Annotated in this window: 16 protein-coding genes and 2 pseudogenes; 5 read left to right on the top strand and 13 right to left on the bottom strand. The window is 57.6% G+C overall.

Features of this window, described 5'->3' with window-relative positions; translation table 11 throughout:
• The first annotated feature begins 238 nt into the window (after positions 1–238).
• Entirely contained in the window at positions 239–1,345 is a 1,107-nt protein-coding gene (locus tag EJA70_RS03300) for an NADH:flavin oxidoreductase/NADH oxidase (protein ID WP_158829591.1), read from the top strand.
• 202 nt (positions 1,346–1,547) lie between these two features.
• On the opposite strand, the gene EJA70_RS03305 is transcribed toward EJA70_RS03300, so the two are convergent.
• Positions 1,548–3,176, bottom strand: coding sequence for a glucan biosynthesis protein D (locus tag EJA70_RS03305; RefSeq protein ID WP_158829593.1), 1,629 nt, complete (start codon positions 3,174–3,176; stop codon positions 1,548–1,550).
• Between the two features lie 403 nt (positions 3,177–3,579).
• On the opposite strand from EJA70_RS03305, the gene EJA70_RS03310 reads away from it, so the two are divergent.
• Positions 3,580–3,765: a hypothetical protein gene (locus EJA70_RS03310; RefSeq protein WP_008081608.1), complete on the top strand. Its 186-nt coding sequence runs from the start codon at positions 3,580–3,582 to the stop codon at positions 3,763–3,765.
• On the opposite strand, the gene EJA70_RS03315 is transcribed toward EJA70_RS03310, so the two are convergent.
• Together EJA70_RS03315 and EJA70_RS03320 are read right to left on the bottom strand one after the other, a co-directional pair.
• On the bottom strand, positions 3,762–3,968 hold the full coding sequence (locus EJA70_RS03315; protein WP_158829596.1) for a hypothetical protein: 207 nt from the start codon (positions 3,966–3,968) through the stop codon (positions 3,762–3,764). The genes EJA70_RS03310 and EJA70_RS03315 overlap by 4 nt on opposite strands.
• Before the next feature lie 83 nt (positions 3,969–4,051).
• Entirely contained in the window at positions 4,052–4,564 is a 513-nt protein-coding gene (locus tag EJA70_RS03320; protein ID WP_158829598.1) for a Bro-N domain-containing protein, read from the bottom strand.
• Positions 4,565–4,864: 300 nt separating this feature from the next.
• On the opposite strand from EJA70_RS03320, the gene EJA70_RS03325 reads away from it, so the two are divergent.
• Together EJA70_RS03325 and EJA70_RS03330 are read left to right on the top strand one after the other, a co-directional pair.
• Positions 4,865–6,118, top strand: a complete 1,254-nt coding sequence (locus EJA70_RS03325) for an ATP/GTP-binding protein (RefSeq protein ID WP_158829600.1) — start codon at positions 4,865–4,867, stop codon at positions 6,116–6,118.
• Positions 6,119–6,120: 2 nt separating this feature from the next.
• A pseudogene (locus tag EJA70_RS03330) lies at positions 6,121–6,749 on the top strand (RloB family protein).
• Between the two features lie 44 nt (positions 6,750–6,793).
• Here the strand turns inward: EJA70_RS03330 and EJA70_RS03335 are convergent.
• The 8 genes from EJA70_RS03335 to EJA70_RS03370 form a co-directional block, all read right to left on the bottom strand.
• Positions 6,794–8,278 (bottom strand): APC family permease, encoded by a 1,485-nt coding sequence (locus tag EJA70_RS03335; protein ID WP_158829601.1) that lies wholly within the window; start codon positions 8,276–8,278, stop codon positions 6,794–6,796.
• 226 nt (positions 8,279–8,504) lie between these two features.
• Positions 8,505–9,929: a gamma-aminobutyraldehyde dehydrogenase gene (locus tag EJA70_RS03340; protein WP_158829603.1), complete on the bottom strand. Its 1,425-nt coding sequence runs from the start codon at positions 9,927–9,929 to the stop codon at positions 8,505–8,507.
• 157 nt (positions 9,930–10,086) lie between these two features.
• Positions 10,087–10,911 carry an ABC transporter permease gene (locus EJA70_RS03345; protein ID WP_158829605.1) on the bottom strand — a complete coding sequence of 275 codons (825 nt, stop codon included), beginning with the start codon at positions 10,909–10,911 and terminating at the stop codon, positions 10,087–10,089.
• Positions 10,901–11,821 (bottom strand): ABC transporter permease, encoded by a 921-nt coding sequence (locus EJA70_RS03350; RefSeq protein WP_371924497.1) that lies wholly within the window; start codon positions 11,819–11,821, stop codon positions 10,901–10,903. Before EJA70_RS03350 ends, EJA70_RS03345 begins: the two co-directional genes overlap by 11 nt.
• Before the next feature lie 16 nt (positions 11,822–11,837).
• On the bottom strand, positions 11,838–12,875 hold the full coding sequence (locus EJA70_RS03355) for an ABC transporter ATP-binding protein (RefSeq protein WP_053117494.1): 1,038 nt from the start codon (positions 12,873–12,875) through the stop codon (positions 11,838–11,840).
• 225 nt (positions 12,876–13,100) lie between these two features.
• Positions 13,101–14,252, bottom strand: coding sequence for a putative ABC transporter substrate-binding protein YdcS (gene ydcS, locus EJA70_RS03360; protein WP_158829609.1), 1,152 nt, complete (start codon positions 14,250–14,252; stop codon positions 13,101–13,103).
• Positions 14,253–14,335: 83 nt separating this feature from the next.
• The gene (locus EJA70_RS03365) at positions 14,336–15,793 is read right to left on the bottom strand and encodes a gamma-aminobutyraldehyde dehydrogenase (protein WP_158829617.1); all 1,458 of its coding nucleotides are present in this window, start codon (positions 15,791–15,793) and stop codon (positions 14,336–14,338) included.
• 131 nt (positions 15,794–15,924) lie between these two features.
• A complete protein-coding gene (locus tag EJA70_RS03370; protein WP_158829611.1) occupies positions 15,925–16,839 on the bottom strand; it encodes a LysR family transcriptional regulator in 915 nt (304 codons plus the stop codon).
• A gap of 314 nt (positions 16,840–17,153) precedes the next feature.
• Here EJA70_RS03370 and EJA70_RS03375 point away from each other — a divergent pair, with 314 nt between their 5' ends.
• The gene (locus tag EJA70_RS03375; protein WP_158829613.1) at positions 17,154–17,876 is read left to right on the top strand and encodes a tellurite resistance TerB family protein; all 723 of its coding nucleotides are present in this window, start codon (positions 17,154–17,156) and stop codon (positions 17,874–17,876) included.
• Positions 17,877–18,281: 405 nt separating this feature from the next.
• Here EJA70_RS03375 and EJA70_RS03380 read toward each other — a convergent pair whose 3' ends face one another.
• On the bottom strand, positions 18,282–18,953 hold the full coding sequence (locus EJA70_RS03380) for a hypothetical protein (RefSeq protein ID WP_158829615.1): 672 nt from the start codon (positions 18,951–18,953) through the stop codon (positions 18,282–18,284).
• A 112-nt stretch (positions 18,954–19,065) separates the two neighbouring features.
• Positions 19,066–19,261 (bottom strand): annotated as a pseudogene (locus tag EJA70_RS03385) (hypothetical protein); the annotation flags it as partial.

Consider the following 19,261-nt stretch of genomic DNA (forward strand, 5'->3'; position numbering starts at 1 on the left):
AGCCTGCGGCAGCTCCTACATAGAAGTGCGCTCTGTAGGGGCTGCCGCAGGCTGCGATCTTTTCTTGAATTTCCCCCGATCCCCCGTTGTCGACTAGGCTCTAAGCACTGCTTGATTGGCCTTGTGACGTCTTGTCGAATTTTTTGCCCGCGGGGGCGGGTGCTGCACCTTTTTCCTGTCACTCGTCGACTATTCAAACAGAACCCTGGAGCCTGCCCACTGATTTGAGAGGTGCCCCATGAGTCTGCTGCTTGAACCCTTCACCCTTCGCCAACTGACCCTGCCCAACCGCATCGCCGTCTCGCCGATGTGCCAGTACTCCAGCGTCGACGGCCTGGCCAACGACTGGCACCTGGTGCACCTCGGCAGCCGCGCGGTGGGCGGCGCCGGCCTGGTATTTACCGAAGCCACGGCGGTGACCGCCGACGGGCGGATCACCGCCGAAGACCTTGGCCTGTGGAACGACGAACAGATCGAACCGCTGCAACGCATCACTCGCTTCATTACCTCCCAAGGCGCGGTCGCCGGCATTCAACTGGCCCACGCCGGGCGCAAGGCCAGCACCCATCGGCCGTGGCTCGGCAAGCATGGCAGCGTTAAACCCGATGACGGCGGCTGGACCCCGGTCGGACCGTCGCCGATTGCCTTTGACCCGCAACACACGCAACCGAAACAGCTGGATGAAGGGCAGATTGCCGATGTCATTCAGGCGTTTGTCGATGCCGCGAAACGCGCGCTCAAGGCCGGCTTCAGTGTGGTTGAGGTGCATGCGGCGCATGGGTATCTGCTGCATCAGTTTCTCTCGCCGCTGAGCAACCAGCGCCGCGATCAATACGGTGGCTCATTTGAAAATCGTATTCGTCTGGTGCTGCAAGTGACTGAGGCAGTGAGGGCGGTTTGGCCGGAAGAGTTGCCGTTATTTGTTCGCGTATCGGCCACCGACTGGGTGGAGGACGGCTGGAATCCGGATGAAACCGTGGAGCTGGCGCGACGGCTGCACACGATTGGCGCGGATCTGATCGACGTATCCTCGGGCGGCACCGCAGCGAATGCCGAAATCCCCGTCGGGCCGGGTTATCAGACGCGCTTCGCCGAGCGCGTACGCAAAGAGTCAGGCATCGCCACCGGCACGGTGGGAATGATTACCGAGCCGGCGCAGGCCGAGCATATTCTGCGCACCTGTCAGGCCGACATCATCTTCCTCGCCCGCGAGCTGTTGCGTGATCCGTACTGGCCGCTGCATGCCGACGATGATCTGGGTGGACGCAAAGCGGTGTGGCCGGCGCAGTATCAGCGTGCGACGCATCGGGATCAGCCGATTCATGAGTCTGATTTGCGCGATTGATTAAGTAGCGATGAAGCAAAAAGCCCCGGGCAGTGATGGCCGGGGCTTTGTTTTGTCTGATGGGCTTCTGTTGCCGCACTGCCGCCATCGCTGGCAAGCCAGCTCCCACAATGGTTGACGTTGAATACGGGTTTTGTGTATCGCACCGAACCTGTGGGAGCTGGCTTGCCAGCGATGAGGCCCGTCCAGGCGCCTCAACCCCTCAAGGGTATTTGCGCTTATCCGGCGCCGGCGGGAAGTACTGGTACAACCACGTCTCGCTCAACGTGCGATCGTTGGTGCGGATAAACAACCGCAGCTCCACCGGCTCAACGCTGTCACTGGTCGGGTACCAGTCAAACAGAATCCGGTAACCCTTGATGTCATCCAGCACCAGCACGCTGAAATCCTGCACCTTGCCGTTCGAGCACGTCACCACCGGCTCAATCCCGGTGCCCTGCGGCAAACGATCCAGACCGCCGCCAGTGAAGTCCACGGCAAAACGACGTGCCCACACCGGCGGGTAATGCTCGCCTGGTGCCCAACCCTCAACAAAACCGCCCATCCCGGAACGAGTCGCCTGCACCCGCGCCAACGGCGTGCTCACCGGCGGCAGAGCGCTCCAGTAGAGCTTGTAGCCGTAGTTCAGCGAATCCCCGGCAGCCACCGGTTTTTTCGGTGTCCAGAACGCGACGATGTTATCGAGCGTCTCGCCAGTCGTAGGGATTTCCAGCAGATCGATAGATCCCTCGCCCCACGCGGTGGTCGGTTCTACCCACAAACTCGGACGCTTGCTGTACCAGTCCACCGTGTCCTGATAGTTGGCGAACTCATGGTCGGTCTGCACCAGACCGAAACCTTTTGGATCGGTATCGGCAAACGCGTTGAATTGCAGAGTCGCCGGGTTGTTCAGCGGACGGCAGATCCACTCGCCATTGCCGCGCCACATCGCCAGGCGATCCGAGTCATGGATTTGCGGGTGAATGGTGTCGCACATGCGCCGTTCGTGGTTGCCGCAGCTGAACATGCTGGTCATCGGCGAGATGCCCAGTTGCTCGATGGCGGTGCGCGCATTGATGTGCGCGTCGATCTCCATCACCACGCGCTCGGCCTGGCAATCGATGTCGAAGCGATACGCGCCGGTCGCACTCGGCGAGTCGAGCAGGGCGTAGACCACAAAACGCGTGGCGTTCTGATCAGGCGTCTCGAACCAGAACTTGGTGAAGTCAGGGAATTCTTCGCGTTTCTTGGCGTAAGTGTCGATCGCCAGACCGCGTGCGGAGAGGCCATATTGGCCAGACGCATCCACCGCACGGAAATAGCTGGCGCCGAGGAACGACACCACGTCATGGCGATCAAGTTCTGGTGCCTTGAACAGCTTGAAGCCGGCAAAACCCAGATCGCCCTTGAGCTGCTGGGTGTCGACCGAAGTGTTCTCGTAGTTGAACAGCGCCGGGCGGAAATGCACTTCACGCGCGGTACGAGTCTTCGGGTCGACGCTGTACATGCGCACCGGCTGGCGGAAACCCATGCCGACGTGGAAGAACTGCACGTCGAGTTGGCCCTTGTTTTCCTTCCACAACGAATGATTACCGTCGTAGCGGATCGCGTTGAAATTCTGCGGCGTCATGGTCGCCAGCGTCGGCGGCAGCACCTGTTTAGTGTCCTGATAGGCACTGCCAGCCAGTTGCTTGGCCTGGCGCTTCAGCGCTTCGAAGTCAAACGCCTGCGCCTCGCCATCAGCGGCGCCGCCATTGGCAGCCCACGCTCGGGTCGCCAACAGGCCGGTGGCCGAAAGACCGGTGTAAGCCGCAATGGCCATGGACGCTTTGAGCAAATTCCTGCGGTGCATAAATACAACCTGTCGTGTGCAATCCCGCGCCGTTCCTGGCACGTGCTGGATCAGAAATAACGGTTCGGACAAGCCTTCGGCCAAACGCAACGGACTATAAACAGATGCCGGCTAGCTTAAACGGTTCGCTCGCAATGCAAAATTCGTTGATTCACTGCGCCAGTGTGTCAATGAAACAAGACATGTCGGTTAAAAATCTGACAGGACGTTCTGATTTACACGGCATATCTGCTTTTCTTGACTAATTACTCTAAAAACCGCTTTTCAGCGCCGAATTTATTTCTATTCTATGGGCATGGCCGGCGCGATCGATTTTGCCGGCAGGGCACACGGCGCTGCTGTAAGGGGCAGGGCGATGTGGTGTTTAAGCAATTCTTTGCAGTACTAGAGAAGGACATCGTCCATGGCAAAAATACAAGGCATCACCGACATGCTGGGCATCTTCCCCTGCCTGGGCAGCGGGCGCAGAAGGCGTCGGTTGAGCTCTGAGGAACTGAAACTGGTGGAGCGCTATCGCGAGCTTTCGGAAAGTGACCGGATCGCGATGCGGTATCTGGTGGATGCGATGCGGAGTGTTTCGCGGTTTTAACGCTGGGGTGGGCACCGTGAAAGCCATTTGGCTTTTACGGTGGCCAGATCAATCAATTTGCCTGCGTCGGCATCGGCGATGCCGACGTGAATGGCTTTCTGAAGCTCTGTATCGTCGTTTAGTTTCATGTAAGAGATCGCAAAGCTTTCATCACAGGGAATGACTTCCTCAATCTGAGGAGGTTTGAGAAAAGTTCTACTCATCTGAATTCAACTCGCTAGAGGGACGCGCTAAACCTGTGGCGAGGGAGTTTGCTCCCTCACCACAGGTTTTTTATTTATGAGCTTTAGCTGCAAGTACCCAGAACCGGGTACGGCCTCTGGCCGTGCATCAACTCCGGTACATCCCGCCACTTGACCCACGCCTGCTGTTGCCAGTGCAGCAGCGGCACGGTAACGCCTGCCCAATGCATTGGGCTCAGGCTCGGGTGGTTTTCCACAGGGCTTGATTGGGTTTCGCGCAGCACAGGGATGACTTCATGGCTCAGCCATTGGCGCAGGTGCCGGTTTTCCGGGACGAAGTGATGGACGAGCAGGGCGAACAGTCCGGATTCGCTGACCATCGCGCAATCGATGATTTCGCCGTCCTTGCGCAGGAAGACATTGCGACGCTGGTCGGGATCGAGTTTCAGGGTGAGGCGTTCGTTCAGCGGATAGCCCATCAAGCGACCGAGATCCTGTACGCAGAACCAGGCTTCGTGGTCTTGCATGAAGGCGTGGAGGAAGCGGTTGTGGCGGGTGAAGGCGGTGGGGGTGAAGAAATCAGAACTTTCAGAAAGACTGTGGACGCAGTTAGGCATTTGTCGACTCCAATGTTGAGAATAGAGCCGCCACTCAAATGAGTGCGGTCACGCCATGTCGATATTTGTTCCGGCTTCGACACCGGGCCGCTGATTTCGCCGCCGAGAGAAAGCCTATCGGCTAGCCACCCAATACGCCAAGTCGGCTCTGTCGATACCTGCTGTAGGAAAGCGGGCTTGTCTCTGAAGGCAGTATCTGTAGGAAATGCCTGATTTTGCAGTGTCAGCAGCAACCGACCGCCCAAGCCGTAGTTTTTCCTTTATCTATTCGGATCCACGGAATGAACTGCAGGTTTCTCCATGTTGATCGAGTTTTCGGTGTCCAATTTCCGCTCATTCAGGGACAGACAAACGCTGTCCATGGCGGCGAGCCCTCTTCTGAGCAAATCACGCAACACATTCAAAGCGTCCACGAATGCGGAGGAGCTTCCGGAACTGCTCAAGGTCGCTGCGATTTATGGCCCGAATGCGTCCGGCAAGTCATCGTTGATTCGAGCAATGGGCATAGTCGGAAGTTTATTGGCGATACCCGCTGACACGCTGGATGCCGCGTTACCCGTTTCAGCGTTTCGCTTCGACGAAACATTGAAAGATGAGCCCAGTGCTTTTGAGTACGACTTTGTTCAAGGTGGTTTGCGCTATCGATTTGTCCTCGGTTTGACGGCGCAACGGATTGTTCACGAGCAATTGCTCTGCTTTCCACAAGGAAAAGAGACGTTGCTGTACAGACGTCAGGTTGATGCGCAAGGCGAGCATTATCTTTTCGGCGAAACCCTTGAGGGTGGCAAGGAAGTCCATCGCGCATGGCAGCGTTTGACCAGCCCAAAGATGTTGTTTATCGCACAAGCAGTGATTCACAGCAGTGAAGAACTGATGCAACTGCGCATACCGTTTTCCTGGTTTCAAAGTGGTCTGCTAGTGATTGAGCAGAACAACATGCCCGGTTTATCTACAGCGTCGATTCGTTTTTTGCAAATGGTTAAAAGCCAAACGAGCGACTTACGTGATTTTCTCTGCGCGCTGGATATTCCGGTATCAGCGATTCAACTCAGCCCGGATGATGCTGTTTCAGCTGCCGATAACAGAAAACTTACGCTGAAGGAATTCATTGCCGCCGCGCAAAGGGACAAGCTGACGCTCACGCACTCGAGTATGTCGGGTGACGCCGAGTTTGATTTTTCGGAAGAGTCTTGCGGCACAAAGAACCTGATCGGTTTCTGGCTGCCGTGGTTCATGATGAATCAGGCCGGTGGCAGTGGCGTTCTCAGTGTCGATGAGTTGAGCAGCAGTCTGCACCCTGAAATCGTCGCCGATTTGATCGCCCGACATCTGGACAATGGGCTGAATACGCAACTGATCTTCACCACTCACGACACCCATCTGATGAATGAGAAAATTCTACGTCGTGATCAATTCTGGATTACAGAGCGCGATGCTCACGCGGCTACGCATCTGTTTTCCGTGCACGACTTTGAAGGTCAGGAAAGCGAGGACGTCGAGAAGCGCTACTTCGAAGGTCGTTACCGCGGATTGCCGCTGATAAGGCGGGGCTGACAATGGCGAATTCGAATAAGTCGTTTGATCGGAAAGCCTCACGCTTCAAGCCGCAACCCAGTGTGTGTTGGTGCTCTGCGAGGACAGCAAATCGGGTAAGCGTTATCTGGAAGAGGCAGCACTGCACTTTCGTGCCCGGGCACAGGTTGAAATCGTCCACTGCGGTGTAACCCACCCGAGCGGCATCGTCGATCGAGCGATGAGGCGACAAGAGCACTTCGACAGAGTCTTCTGCGTCTTGGATCGCGATACTCACCTGTGTTTTGAACGTGCATTGAGTGAGGCGAAGTCTCATCCAAAAATCACCGTCATTGCGTCGTATCCATGCTTTGAATTTTGGCTTCTTTTGCACTTTGGCTTTAGCCGAAAACCCTTCAGATCTGCCGGGAAAAACTCTTCGGGTGATCTGGTGAGCAAGAGTTTGAGGACTAAGCCCAATATGGCGAATTATGAGAAGGGTAAAGCCATCAGCTATTTTGCTCAGTTGCTGGGTGAGCCCTTTCATCGGGCAAGAACGCTGGCGCCGAAGGTACTTGAAGATGTCGCGGTCAGTGGCGAGCCTAATCCCAGTACCGAAATCCATTTGTTGATGGATGTATTTGAAACGTTATCCACGCCCCAACGGATCTAGCACTGTGAACAGTGCCCGCATCCCTGCGGGCACGTGAATCAATCTTAGCGACTCACCTTCCAAGCATCCCCAGCCGGCGCGTTGCCATGGTCATACGGCTTGCCAATCCACATATAAACCAGCCCCAAGCCAATCACGATCGCCGTGCTCAACACCATCGCATAGTTCACATACCACGCCGCATCCGGCGTGCGTGGCCAAGCCATGTTGATGATTGCGCCAACGCCGTACACCAGCGCGCCGATGTTCACCGGCCAGCCCCACGCGCCGAGGGTGAATTTGCCGCTCGGTTTCCAGCCTTTGCTGCGGGCGTACAGCGCGGCCAGCACGATCATCTGGAACGCGAGGTAGATGCCGATGGCGGCGAAGCTGACGATGGTGGCCACGGCGTCTTGCAGGAAGAAGCCGAGGGCGATGATCAGGGCCGGCAGGACGCCAGACACGAACAGTGCGGCAACCGGTACTTGGGTTGTAGGAGAAATCTTTTTCAGCAGTCGGCTGCCGATGACCATTTCGTCGCGAGCGTAGGAGTACAGCAGACGGCTCGCCGCTGCTTGTAGGCTGATGACGCAGGAGATGAAGGAAATCATCACCACGCCCATCACTACTTTCGAACCGACCGGGCCGAAGGCATTGTTGAGGATGGTAGTGACCGGGTCTTTGTCGGTGCCGTTGATCACGGCTTGCATGTCCGGCACGGCGAGGATCAGCGCCAGGCAGGCGAACATCGCCGCGATGCCGCCGATGTAGATGGTCATGCGCATGGCCACCGGGATTTTTGCGCTCGGGTTCGGGGTTTCTTCGGCCACGTCGCCGCAGGCCTCGAAGCCGTAGTAGAGGAACATCCCCGCCAACGACGCGGTGAGGAAGGCCGGCAGGTATGAGCCGTCGACGCTGATGTCGAAGGTGTTGAACAGCACGCTGAGCGGTTGATGGCGTTCGAACACCAACAAGTAAACGCCAACGATCACCGCGCCAACCAGTTCGCAGAGGAAGCCGAACATGGCGATGCGCGCCAGCACTTTGGTGCCGCTGAGGTTAACCAGTGTGGCGAACAGGGTCAGCACCAGGGCGATGACGATGTTGGTGTTGTTGCTTGGCTCGAAACCAAGCATGGCGGCCAGGTACGGGCCAGCGCCGACCGCAACGGCAGCGATGGTCACGCAAAGGGCGATGGAGTAGATCCAGCCGACCATCCATGCCCATTTCTTACCGACCAATCGGCGTGCCCAAGGGTAAACACCGCCGGAAATCGGGAACTGCGAAACCACTTCGCCGAAGATCAGGCACACCAGCAATTGGCCGCAACCAACCAGCAAGTAGGCCCAGAACATCGGTGGGCCGCCGGCGGCGAGGCACAGGCCGAAGAGGGTATAAACCCCTACGACCGGTGACAGATAAGTGAAGCCCAAGGCGAAGTTTTCCCACAGGCTCATGCTGCGGTTGAAGTTCGAGGTGTAGCCCAGTTTGCGCAGTTGTTCGGCATCGCTATCGGCAACGGCTGTGGCGAGATCGGGTGAGGAACTCATGTGTGTTTTGCTCCGTGAAATCGGCAGATTTCGGATGGCCGAGGCCGTGGCGGGGCCATGCAGGCGCCGTCCGGTTCGGTAGTTGTTGTTTTGGTTTCGGTGAAGCCTGGTGGTGAATCGCCGACATCATCCGTGTGTCGCGGAAAAGATCGCAGCCTGCGGCAGCTCCTACAGGGGAGCGGCGTCCATCATGTAGGAGCTGCCGCAGGCTGCGATCTTTTCGCCGTTAATGCTTGAACATCACATGCCGAACCGTGGTGTAGTCCTCCAGCCCATACATGGACATGTCCTTCCCGTAACCGGACAATTTCTGACCGCCATGGGGCATTTCGCTGACGAGCATGAAGTGCGTGTTCACCCACGTGCAGCCGTACTGCAAGCGTGCCGACATGCGGTGCGCGCGTCCTACATCCGCTGTCCACACCGAGGACGCGAGGCCGTAGTCCGAATCGTTGGCCCATTCCAGCGCCTGCGCTTCATCGGTGAATTTGGTCACGGAAACCACCGGGCCAAACACTTCGCGGCGAACGATTTCATCGTCCTGCTGCGCATCGGCCAGAACGGTTGGTTCAAAGAAGAAACCATTGCCTTCAACAGCCTTGCCGCCAGTGATCAAACGAATGTGCGACTGCGCCACAGCACGCTCGACAAACCCGGCAACACGGTCGCGATGCTGTGCAGTGATCAACGGCCCCAGTTCAGTCGACGGATCATCCTGCAAGCCGTACTTGATGCTGCTGACCGCCGCGCCGAGCTTCTCGACAAACTTGTCGTAGATGCCTTGCTGCGCATAGATCCGGCAGGCGGCGGTGCAATCCTGCCCAGCGTTGTAGAAACCAAACGTGCGAATTCCTTCCACCGCCGCATCGATGTCGGCGTCGTCGAAGATGATCACTGGCGCCTTGCCGCCCAGTTCCATGTGCATGCGTTTAACGCTGTCGGCGGTGCTGGAAATGATGTTGGCGCCCGTGGCGATGGAACCCGTCAGCGAAACCATGCGCACTTTCGGGTGGGTGACCAACGGACTGCCCACGGTAGGCCCACGACCAAACACCAGATTGAGTACACCGGCCGGGAAGATTTCCGACGCCAGTTCGGCCAGACGCAATGCGGTCAGCGGGGTTTGTTCCGACGGCTTGAGCACCACGGTATTACCGGCGGCCAGCGCCGGAGCGATTTTCCAGGCGACCATCATCAGCGGGTAGTTCCACGGCGCGATGGAGGCAATCACGCCAACCGGATCGCGACGGATCATCGAGGTGTGGCCGGGCAGGTATTCGCCACCGGCCGAACCGCTCATGCAACGGCTGGCGCCGGCGAAGAAACGGAACACGTCGGCAATTGCCGGAATCTCGTCGTTGAGCGCAGCGTTGTAGGGTTTGCCGCAGTTATCGGATTCCAGTTTGGCCAGTTCTTCTCCGTGGGCTTCGATGGCGTCGGCGAGTTTGAGCAGCAGCAGCGAGCGGTCTTTCGGTGCGGTTTGCGACCAGTCGGCGAAGGCGTTATCGGCGGCGCGTACGGCAGCGTCAACCTGGGCTTCGCTGGCTTCGTTGATTTCTACCAGCACTTCGCCACGCGAAGGATTGAGCACCGGTTGCGCCGGGCCTTCGCCGTTGACCAGTTGGCCGTTGATCAAGAGTTTGGTTTGCATGTCTGTTGTCCTCACTAACACTTTATTGTTCTGCCGAAACCGAACCCATGTAGGAGCTGCCGAAGGCTGCGATCTTTTGATGTTGCTTTGAAGATCAAGATCAAAAGATCGCAGCCTTCGGCAGCTCCTACATGGGGTTGGGTTTGTGGTTATTCGGTTATTTGCCGCCGCTGCCAGCGACACTTTCGCCACCGCGCGTCAGGTAATACGCGCCGAGGATCGGCAGCATGGTCACCATCATCACCAGCATCGCGACGACGTTGGTCACCGGCACATCCCGAGGGCGACTCAACTGATTGAGCAGCCACAACGGCAGCGTGCGCTCATGCCCGGCGGTGAACGTGGTGACGATGATTTCGTCGAACGACAGCGCAAACGCCAACATGCCGCCGGCCAGTAACGCCGAGCCGAGGTTCGGCAGAATGATGTAGCGAAAGGTCTGCCAGCCATCGGCGCCGAGATCCATCGAGGCCTCGATCAAACTGTGCGAAGTGCGGCGCAGGCGGGCGATGACATTGTTGTAGACGATCACCACGCAGAAGGTCGCGTGGCCGACGATGATGGTGAACATCCCCGGCTCGATCCCCAGCGTCTTGAACGTCGCCAGCAGCGCGATCCCGGTGATGATCCCCGGCAGCGCAATCGGCAAGATCAGCATCAGCGAAATGCCCTGCTTGCCGAAGAAGTCACGGCGATACAGCGCTGCCGATGCGAGCGTGCCGAGCACCATCGCAATCAACGTGGCGATCGCTGCGATCTGCAATGAAAGCTTGATCGACTCCAGCACATCCGGCCGCGAAAAAGCCACGCTGAACCAGTGCAGCGTGAAGCCCTTCGGCGGAAAACTGAACGCGGCTTCTTCGGTGTTGAAGGCGTAAAGGAAGATGATCAGGATCGGAAAGTGCAGAAACACCAACCCGCCCCACGCTGCGATTTTCAGGCCTAGAGAGGCATGCCCTTGTGATGAAGAGTCAGAGTGCATCGAAGGCCCCCAGTCGTTTGACGATGGACAGGTAAACCGCGATCAACACAATCGGCACCAGCGTGAACGCCGCCGCCATCGGCATATTGCCGATCGCACCTTGCTGCGCGTAGACCATGCTGCCGACGAAGTACCCCGGCGGCCCGACCAGTTGCGGCACGATGAAGTCGCCCAAGGTCAGCGAAAACGTGAAGATCGAACCTGCCGCGATGCCCGGAATCGACAGCGGCAAAATCACCTGCATAAAGGTCTGACGCGGCTTTGCACCAAGGTCAGCGGAGGCCTGCAGCAGCGACGGCGGCAGACGTTCCAGCGACGCCTGAATCGGCAGGATCATGAACGGCAACCATATATAAACGAACACCATGAATCGCCCGAGGTGCGAGGTCGACAGAGTGCTTCCGCCCACCCCGGGAATCCCCAGAATGAACTGCAATACTGGCTCCAATCCCAAGTGCTGCACAAACCACTGCGCCACGCCGCCCTTGGCCAACAGCAACGTCCACGCATACGCCTTGACGATGTAACTGGCCCACATCGGCATCATCACCCCGATGTAGAAAAACGCCTTGGTTTTGCCGGTGGTGTAGCGCGCCATGTAGTAGGCAATCGGGAACGCGACGATGGCGCTGGCGATCGACACGACGATGGCCATGCTCAGCGTGCGCAGGATGATGTCGAAGTTCGACGGCTGAAACAGCGCGGCAAAATTCGCCAGGGTCAGGTCAGGGGTGACCGCCATGGTGAAGTCGTCGAAGGTGTAGAAACCCTGCCACAACAGCACCAGCAGCGAGCCAAGATAGATCGCGCCAAACCACAGCAGCGGCGGCACCAGCAGCATCGACAGATACAGGTTCGGCTTGCGGTAGAGCAGGTTGGAAAACCTGCGCAACGGCGGCGATGCAGTCATCGCGAGCGTGCTCATATCAAACCCCGCTCGCCACGGTATCGTGCAGCGGAATCATCGCTTCCCGCGCCCAACGTGCGCTCAGGCGCTGGCCGGTCTGGTGTTGTGCGCTGCTGTCGATCCACTGATTGTTGGCGTGGCTGATGCTCAGGGTCTGGCCGTTTTCCAGTTTCAATTCATAGCGCGTGGCGCTGCCCTGATACTGGATATCGTGGAGCAGGCCGCTGACTTCGATTTCGTGGCTGGCGAGTGGGCCTTCGGCGAAACGCACGTGTTCCGGGCGAATCGAAAACGGCTGCGGATGGCCACTGATTTCACGGGCCAGATCGCCGCGAATCACGTTCGAGGTGCCGACGAATTCAGCCACGAATGTAGTCGTTGGTTTCATGTACAGATTGCGCGGAGTGTCGACCTGTTCGATGCGGCCCTTGTTGAACACGGCGACGCGGTCGGACATCGACAGCGCTTCGGTTTGATCGTGGGTGACGAAGATGAAAGTGATGCCGAGCTGGCGTTGCAGCTTCTTCAATTCGCTTTGCATTTGCTCGCGCAGTTTCAGATCGAGCGCACCCAAAGGCTCATCGAGCAACAGCACGCGCGGGCGATTGACCAAGGCGCGGGCGAGGGCGACGCGCTGGCGCTGACCGCCGGATAACTGCACCGGTTTGCGCGCGCCATAACCGCCGAGGGCGACCATGTCCAAGGCTTCTTCGGCGCGTTTATGCCGCTCGTTTTTGCCGACGCCTTTGACCTTCAATCCGTAAGCGACGTTGTCGAGAACGTTCATGTGCGGGAACAGCGCGTAATCCTGAAACACCGTGTTGACGTCACGTTGATACGGCGGCAAACCGGCCGCTTCAGCACCGTGAATGCGGATCGAGCCGGCGCTCGGTTGTTCGAACCCGGCGATTAGGCGCAGGCAGGTGGTTTTGCCCGAGCCGGAAGGGCCGAGCATGGAAAAGAACTCGCCGTCCTCGATATCGATGGAAACCCGGTCAACGGCCTTCACTTCGCCGAACTGTCGGGAAACGTTGGTGAACTGGACTGCAAGCGTCATGGTGCGGTGCTCCGGTAAAGCGGGCTTTCAAAAAAAGTCGTGTGTGCGTCGAAAAGATCGCAGCCTGCGGCAGCTCCTACAGGAGAGCGGTGCCATTGGTCGTTCCCACGCTCTGCGTGGGAATGCAGCCTGTGACGCTCTGCGTCATTTCATGCGAATGGACGCGGAGCGTCCGGTGATGCGTTCCCACGCAGAGCGTGGGAACGATCGGCACGTAGGCAGGTGTCAGCGGCCGCCCATGATCGCGATGTAGTCCTGCGTCCAGCGGCTATACGGCACAAACTTGCCACCTTCAGCCTGCGGGGTTTTCCAGAAGGCGATCTTGTCGAACTGGTCGAAACCGTTGGTCTTGCAACCCTCAGCGCCAAGCAACTCACTCTCCTTGCACGCCGCAGGAACAGCCGGCAACGAACCAAACCACGCCGCCACATCACCCTGGACTTTCGGTTTCAGCGACCAGTCCATCCACTTGTACGCGCAGTTCGGGTGCTTGGCCTCGGCGTGCAACATGGTGGTATCAGCCCAGCCCGTGGCGCCTTCTTTCGGAATGGTCGAAGCAATCGGCTGCTTCTCGTTCATCAAACCGTTGACCTGATATGGCCAGGCACTCGATGCCACCACGCCTTCGTTTTTGAAGTCGCTCATCTGCACCGTGGTGTCATGCCAGTAGCGGTGGATCAGCGGCTGCTGCGCGCGCAACAGATCGAGCACGGCTTTGTACTGATCTTCGGTGAGTTGGTACGGATCCTTGATGCCCAGTTCAGGCTTGGTCGACTTCAGATACAGCGCCGCGTCGGCGATGTAGATCGGGCCGTCATAGGCCTGCACGCGACCCTTGTTCGGTTTGCCATCGGGCAAGTCCTGCGCGGCAAACACCACGTTCCAGCTGGTCGGCGCGGTTTTGAATACGTTGGTGTTGTACATCAACACGTTCGGGCCCCACTGGTACGGGGTGCCGTAAGTCTGGTTGTTGACCACGTACCACGGCGCGTCTTTGAGGCGCGGATCGAGGGTGTTCCAGTTCGGGATCAACGCGGTGTTGATCGGTTGCACACGCTTGCCGACGATCAATCGCAGCGAGGCATCGCCGGAAGCGGTGACCAGGTCGTAACCGCCCTTGGCCATCAGGCTGACCATTTCGTCAGAGGTGGCCGCTGTCTTCACGTTGACCTTGCAGCCGGTTTCCTGCTCGAAACCGGTCACCCAGTCGTAGGCTTTATCGCTCTCGCCACGTTCGATGTAACCCGGCCACGCAACGATATCCAGCTGACCTTCGCCGGCACCGACGGCCTTCAACGGCTCGGCAGCTTGCAGGCTGGCGCTGGCCAGCAGGGCCGTGGTGATTGCACTGAGCAGTGCGGTCTTGTGCACGAACATGGTTGAACCCTCTTCTTTAAATTATGGTCGGGGCAGTTGTGAACGCGGTGAAGCATGCCGTTGGCGGCTTGTTATTAGCGTAGTCAGAGATGCTGGCCGTGGCGGGCCATGATGTGCCGCACCACGCTGTAGTCCTGCAGCGAATCGCTGGATAAGTCTTTGCCGTAACCCGAACGTTTCAGGCCACCGTGAGGCATTTCGCTGACCAGCATGAAATGGCTGTTGATCCACGTGCAGCCGTATTGCAGGCGCGCGGCAACCTGCATCGCCTTATCCAGATTCTGTGTCCACACCGAAGAGGCGAGGCCGTACTCGGAATCGTTTGCCCAGTCGACGGCCTGCGCGAGTTCATCGAAGCGAGTCACGGTAACCACCGGGCCGAACACTTCGCGCTGGACGATTTCGTCGCTCTGTTTACAACCCGCGAGCAGCGTCGGTTGATAGTAGAAACCGGCACCAGAATGCACCGCCGCACCGGTCACGCGTTCGATGTGCGGCTGACCGAGGGCGCGCTCGACGAAACTGGCGACGCGGTCGCGCTGGCGGGTGCTGATCAGCGGGCCGATCTCGTTGTCGGCATCACGTTTGCCGGCGAAACGCAGGCTGCTGACGGCGGCGCCGAGCTCTGCGACCAATTTGTCGTGGATCCCGGCCTGCGCGTAAATCCGGCAGGCGGCGGTGCAGTCCTGGCCGGCGTTGTAGTAGCCATAAGTGCGCACGCCTTCGACCACTGCCTCGATGTCGGCGTCGTTGCAGACGATCACCGGGGCTTTGCCACCGAGTTCGAGGTGCGTGCGCTTCAGGGTTTTCGCGGCGGCCTGGAGGATTTTCTGTCCGGTGACGATATCGCCGGTCAGCGAGACCATGCGCACTTTCGCATGGCCGACCAAATGGCTGCCGACGCCTTCGCCGCCGCCGCAGATGATGTTGATCACCCCGCGCGGGAGGATTTCGGCCAGCGCTGGCGCCAGTGCGAGGATCGACAACGGTGTGTGTTCGGACGGTTTGAACACCAGCGTGTTGCCGGCGGCGAGGGCCGGGGCGATTTTCCACGCGGCCATCATGATCGGGTAATTCCACGGCGCAATCGAGGCGACCACGCCAATCGGATCGCGACGGACCATGCTGGTGTAGCCCGGCAGGTATTCACCGCTGAGCTGACCGGTCTGGCAACGCACGGCGCCGGCGAAGAAACGGAAGACATCGACGGTCGCGGTCAAATCGTCCTGACGCGCCAGGTGCAACGGCTTGCCGCAGTTCAGCGATTCGAGGCGGGCGAGGTGGTCGGCGTGTTTTTCGACGGCGTTGGCGATGTCGAGCAATAGGTTTGAACGTTGCTGCGGCGTGGTGCGCGACCATTCGGCGAAGGCGCGGTGGGCGGCGAGGATGGCGGCTTCGACTTGCTCGGTGCTGGCCTCGGCGATGTGCGTGAGAATTTCACCAGTGGCCGGGTTAAGAATCGGCTCGACAAAACCTTCCCCAGCGACCAATTCGCCGTCGATCAACAACGCGGTACACATCGGGGTCTGCGCGCCAGCCATTTTCCGCGTTCTCTTTTCTTGTGTGGCCATTGTTGCTCCCTGATATCGGGAGCCGACCGTCTTATAGATGCAGCAAGACTAGTGCGCGGCTCCGAGGTCGACAAATTCTAAATACTGAAGGCAGCATTCGATTAAATAGATGGCTTGCGCCCGCCGTGGGGTTGCTCACGGGCCACAGTGAGGAATGGATCGACGAGAGCGGGGCGCGCGGTGCCACGGCGCCAGGCCAGGCCGACGTCGAGGGTTTGATTTAAGTCGGCAATCGGTCTTGCTTCGATGATGTCGCCTTCGAGTGACCAAGGGCGATAGGTCATGTCTGGCTGGATCGATACGCCCAAACCGGCGGCGACCAGACTTCGCACAGCCTCCGTCGATGCGGTTCTCAAAGTGATTTTTGGTTGCAGGCCGGCGCCGCGCCACAATCGCTGGGCGTTGCGATCCATCTCATCGACGTTTAGCTGAATCAACGGCTCGCGGGCGACATCGGAGAGGTTGATGCTGTCGTGTTCCAGCAATGGATGCTGCGCCGGTAGCCACAAACGATGGGGGGAATGAGTCAGTACCTCGGTCTGCAAGGCATGGCGATCTTCGAGGTTGGAGAGGATCAAGACGCCGACATCAATCTCGCCGCTGACCAGCAAATGTTCGATATACGGGCGCTCGTCTTCCATCACGCGGATCTCGACGTTGGGATAAGCACGTTGAAAACGGGTGAGCAGATCCGCCAGGTAATAACCGGCGACGAGACTGGTCACACCGACGATCAACTGCCCGGCGACCTGATCGGTGCTCTGTTGCAGGCTGCGTTTGGCGTTGTCCACCGTTGCGAGAATCAGGTGCGCCTGGCGTAGGAACTGATGACCTTGGTGCGTAAGAGTCATGCCTTTGGCGTGACGGCTGAACAGGCTGACGCCAATTTCCTCTTCCAGTTGCTGGATCGCCAAGGTCAGGGTCGATTGGGAAATGAATGCGGTTTGCGCGGCGGCGGAGATCGAGCCGGTCTCGGCCACAGCGATGAAGTGACGGATCTGACGCAGGGTCATCATGACGAGGCTACCCAGTGGGCGGTTTTTATAGATTGGCCTGAGTGTATATCTATTTTTTAGAGGGTATGGCTTGCGCATTGCTTTGTGGCGAGGGAGCTTGCTCCCGTTCGGCTGCGAAGCAGTCGCAAAACCGGCAAACCGGGTATGTCTGAAAGAATGTATTGGGGGCCGCTTCGCAGCCCAGCGGGAGCAAGCTCCCTCGCCACAGGGGCATCAAGCAACATCTGGAAGCACACTTGCAGGCAGGGGAAGGGCACTTTCGAACTAGGCTGGAGGCCTTATAGATCCGGTTAACCCCTGTTTGGAGGCGGAACATGAACACCCGTGGATTACTCGATCAACTATTAAAGTCCGGTCAGGATCTGTTGCAGAACAAGTCGGGCGGGTCGCAGAACAAATCGGCCGGCGGTGCCTTGGGTGGTTTGCTTGGCGGCGCGTCAGGCTCTGGCGGTCTCGGCAGTCTGCTCTCAGGCGCAGGCGGCGGGGCACTGGCGGCAGGCGCAATGGGCCTGCTGCTCGGCAACAAGAAAGTGCGCAAGGTCGGCGGTAAAGTAGCGATCTACGGCGGCCTCGCTGCACTGGGCGTGCTGGCATACAAAGCCTACGGTAACTACAACGCGCAGAAAGGCTCCGCCCCACAACGCGAACCGCAAACGCTGGATCGCCTGCCACCGGCACAAGCCGAGCAACACAGTCAGGCGATTCTCATAGCGCTGGTCGCTGCCGCCAAAGCCGACGGCCACATCGACGACCGCGAGCGGCAATTGATCGAGGGTGAATTCACCAAACTCGACAACGATCAGGAACTGCAACACTGGCTGCACGCCGAACTCAACAAACCCCTCGACCCGACCGACGTCGCCCGCGCCGCGAGTACGCCAGAGATGGCGGCTGAGATGTATATCGCCAGTGTTATGTTGGTGGATGAAGAGAACTTTATGGAGAAGAGTTATCTGGATGAACTGGCGCGGCAGCTGAAGCTGGAGCCGGGGTTGAAGGTGGAGTTGGAGAGGCAGGTGCGGTTGGCGGCTGTTTAAAGGGTAGAAAAGAAAAAATCGCAGTTTTGGGCTGCGATTTTTTCTTTACAAGCATTTGTTAGAAATACGTCTCTTGAAGATGCTCGCCTTCTTATGAATTATTTTCTGTGTTCGACTCAGGAATCGAGCGCTTGAGTTTAAAATGATTGAGAAAAGTTCCTCCCTTTTCAAGAGTTGAGCGAATTTCGGCGCTTTTATTCAGACATGCTAGCTGTTGTAATGGATTCTTTTTTTAGGTTGGTACACAAATTCGTCCTTGTAATCGTGAATATCCATACTTTCCATGTTTTTATGTGTGTATCAAGGCGATAGAGTAGATGAGTTTATCTTTTCTGGGGGGGATCTCTCTTTTGTGGTAGTCAGGAAATTCACGGTTGCTTTAGCTTGAAAGAGGGGGCTTCTATTTTAGTGTGTTCGGCAAGTTTTGGATTCGTGCAATGCTGAGAAAAGTGCTAGCCGAATTGCTCCCGTCTTTACGTTAGTCTCATGAACCGCAGTGTTAATGTTTTTCGGTACTTTCTGAAATCGAAAAGGAATAGATTTTTTCTGGTCCTTGTAAAAGCCATTTATAACTAACTCTTCACCGGGGAATATCAGGTAGCCGGAGTTGGCGTCGTTTCCCTTCCCTTCAGATATGACGTCATTGCCATCCACAGTTGTTACGAGTTCGTAAGATACGGTGCTCATATTGCTGATCACTAACTCATACTTGTCTCCGGCCTTGCCAAGCGCAGTCGGATTATCAAAATCAAGATCGACATCTACACTAAGCTCATAACCAGCCTCATGACGTACACTCAGTTGGACATTCTCAGCAAGGGGTAGATATACAAACCCCAAGCTCAACGAAGAGGCTGATTCATTGATGTAACGCAATACATTGATTGTGGTTGGAGTGTCAGGAGTCGCGCGTTCAAATCTTTTGTAATCTACTTCCTTCGCCTGTATACGCTCGTTTCCACTACTGTCGATGAGGTGCAAACTGGCGATCATGCTAGGCGTAGGTAGCAATGACCCGCTGCAAGCTGTCAGGCCGATAATGCCGGTGATTAATGAGAGACGTCTAAGTAAAGTCATTGTGCATAGCTCGAATATTGTGCAGGTGGTTTTCCCAAAAGCTTCCACCGAAAAGACAGCGGAAAATCTACGACGAGTTGGCGCTACGAATCATGCGGTGCTCATCGGTTCATCAAGCTAATGCTTGAGCCGTTTGTGCGGCTAATTCGGCTTCGCGCTTGGCGATGGCTTCTTCCAGTTGTGGGGAACGCTTTGCCCATTGCTCTGGCGGCAGTGGTTTTGACCATTCGATAATGTCGGGGTAGAGCAGGTCAGGGGGGGATGACAATTTCAAGTTCTGCAACTTTTCAGCGAAATAGGTTCCCAAA

Source organism: Pseudomonas sp. PB103 (genome assembly GCF_009764635.1).
Taxonomy (GTDB): Bacteria; Pseudomonadota; Gammaproteobacteria; order Pseudomonadales; family Pseudomonadaceae; genus Aquipseudomonas.

What these genes read in the sequence shown, in the direction of transcription:
- EJA70_RS03350 (WP_371924497.1), bottom strand. Translation starts at nt 11,821, where the DNA reads ATGACTGCATCGCCGCCGTTGCGCAGGTTTTCCAACCTGCTCTACCGC.
- EJA70_RS03365 (WP_158829617.1), bottom strand. Translation starts at nt 15,793, where the DNA reads ATGGCTGGCGCGCAGACCCCGATGTGTACCGCGTTGTTGATCGACGGC.
- EJA70_RS03335 (WP_158829601.1), bottom strand. Translation starts at nt 8,278, where the DNA reads ATGAGTTCCTCACCCGATCTCGCCACAGCCGTTGCCGATAGCGATGCC.
- EJA70_RS03305 (WP_158829593.1), bottom strand. Translation starts at nt 3,176, where the DNA reads ATGCACCGCAGGAATTTGCTCAAAGCGTCCATGGCCATTGCGGCTTAC.
- EJA70_RS03315 (WP_158829596.1), bottom strand. Translation starts at nt 3,968, where the DNA reads ATGAGTAGAACTTTTCTCAAACCTCCTCAGATTGAGGAAGTCATTCCC.
- EJA70_RS03310 (WP_008081608.1), top strand. Translation starts at nt 3,580, where the DNA reads ATGGCAAAAATACAAGGCATCACCGACATGCTGGGCATCTTCCCCTGC.
- EJA70_RS03380 (WP_158829615.1), bottom strand. Translation starts at nt 18,953, where the DNA reads ATGACTTTACTTAGACGTCTCTCATTAATCACCGGCATTATCGGCCTG.
- EJA70_RS03325 (WP_158829600.1), top strand. Translation starts at nt 4,865, where the DNA reads ATGTTGATCGAGTTTTCGGTGTCCAATTTCCGCTCATTCAGGGACAGA.
- EJA70_RS03355 (WP_053117494.1), bottom strand. Translation starts at nt 12,875, where the DNA reads ATGACGCTTGCAGTCCAGTTCACCAACGTTTCCCGACAGTTCGGCGAA.
- EJA70_RS03375 (WP_158829613.1), top strand. Translation starts at nt 17,154, where the DNA reads ATGAACACCCGTGGATTACTCGATCAACTATTAAAGTCCGGTCAGGAT.
- EJA70_RS03320 (WP_158829598.1), bottom strand. Translation starts at nt 4,564, where the DNA reads ATGCCTAACTGCGTCCACAGTCTTTCTGAAAGTTCTGATTTCTTCACC.
- EJA70_RS03340 (WP_158829603.1), bottom strand. Translation starts at nt 9,929, where the DNA reads ATGCAAACCAAACTCTTGATCAACGGCCAACTGGTCAACGGCGAAGGC.
- EJA70_RS03300 (WP_158829591.1), top strand. Translation starts at nt 239, where the DNA reads ATGAGTCTGCTGCTTGAACCCTTCACCCTTCGCCAACTGACCCTGCCC.
- EJA70_RS03345 (WP_158829605.1), bottom strand. Translation starts at nt 10,911, where the DNA reads ATGCACTCTGACTCTTCATCACAAGGGCATGCCTCTCTAGGCCTGAAA.
- ydcS (WP_158829609.1), bottom strand. Translation starts at nt 14,252, where the DNA reads ATGTTCGTGCACAAGACCGCACTGCTCAGTGCAATCACCACGGCCCTG.
- EJA70_RS03370 (WP_158829611.1), bottom strand. Translation starts at nt 16,839, where the DNA reads ATGATGACCCTGCGTCAGATCCGTCACTTCATCGCTGTGGCCGAGACC.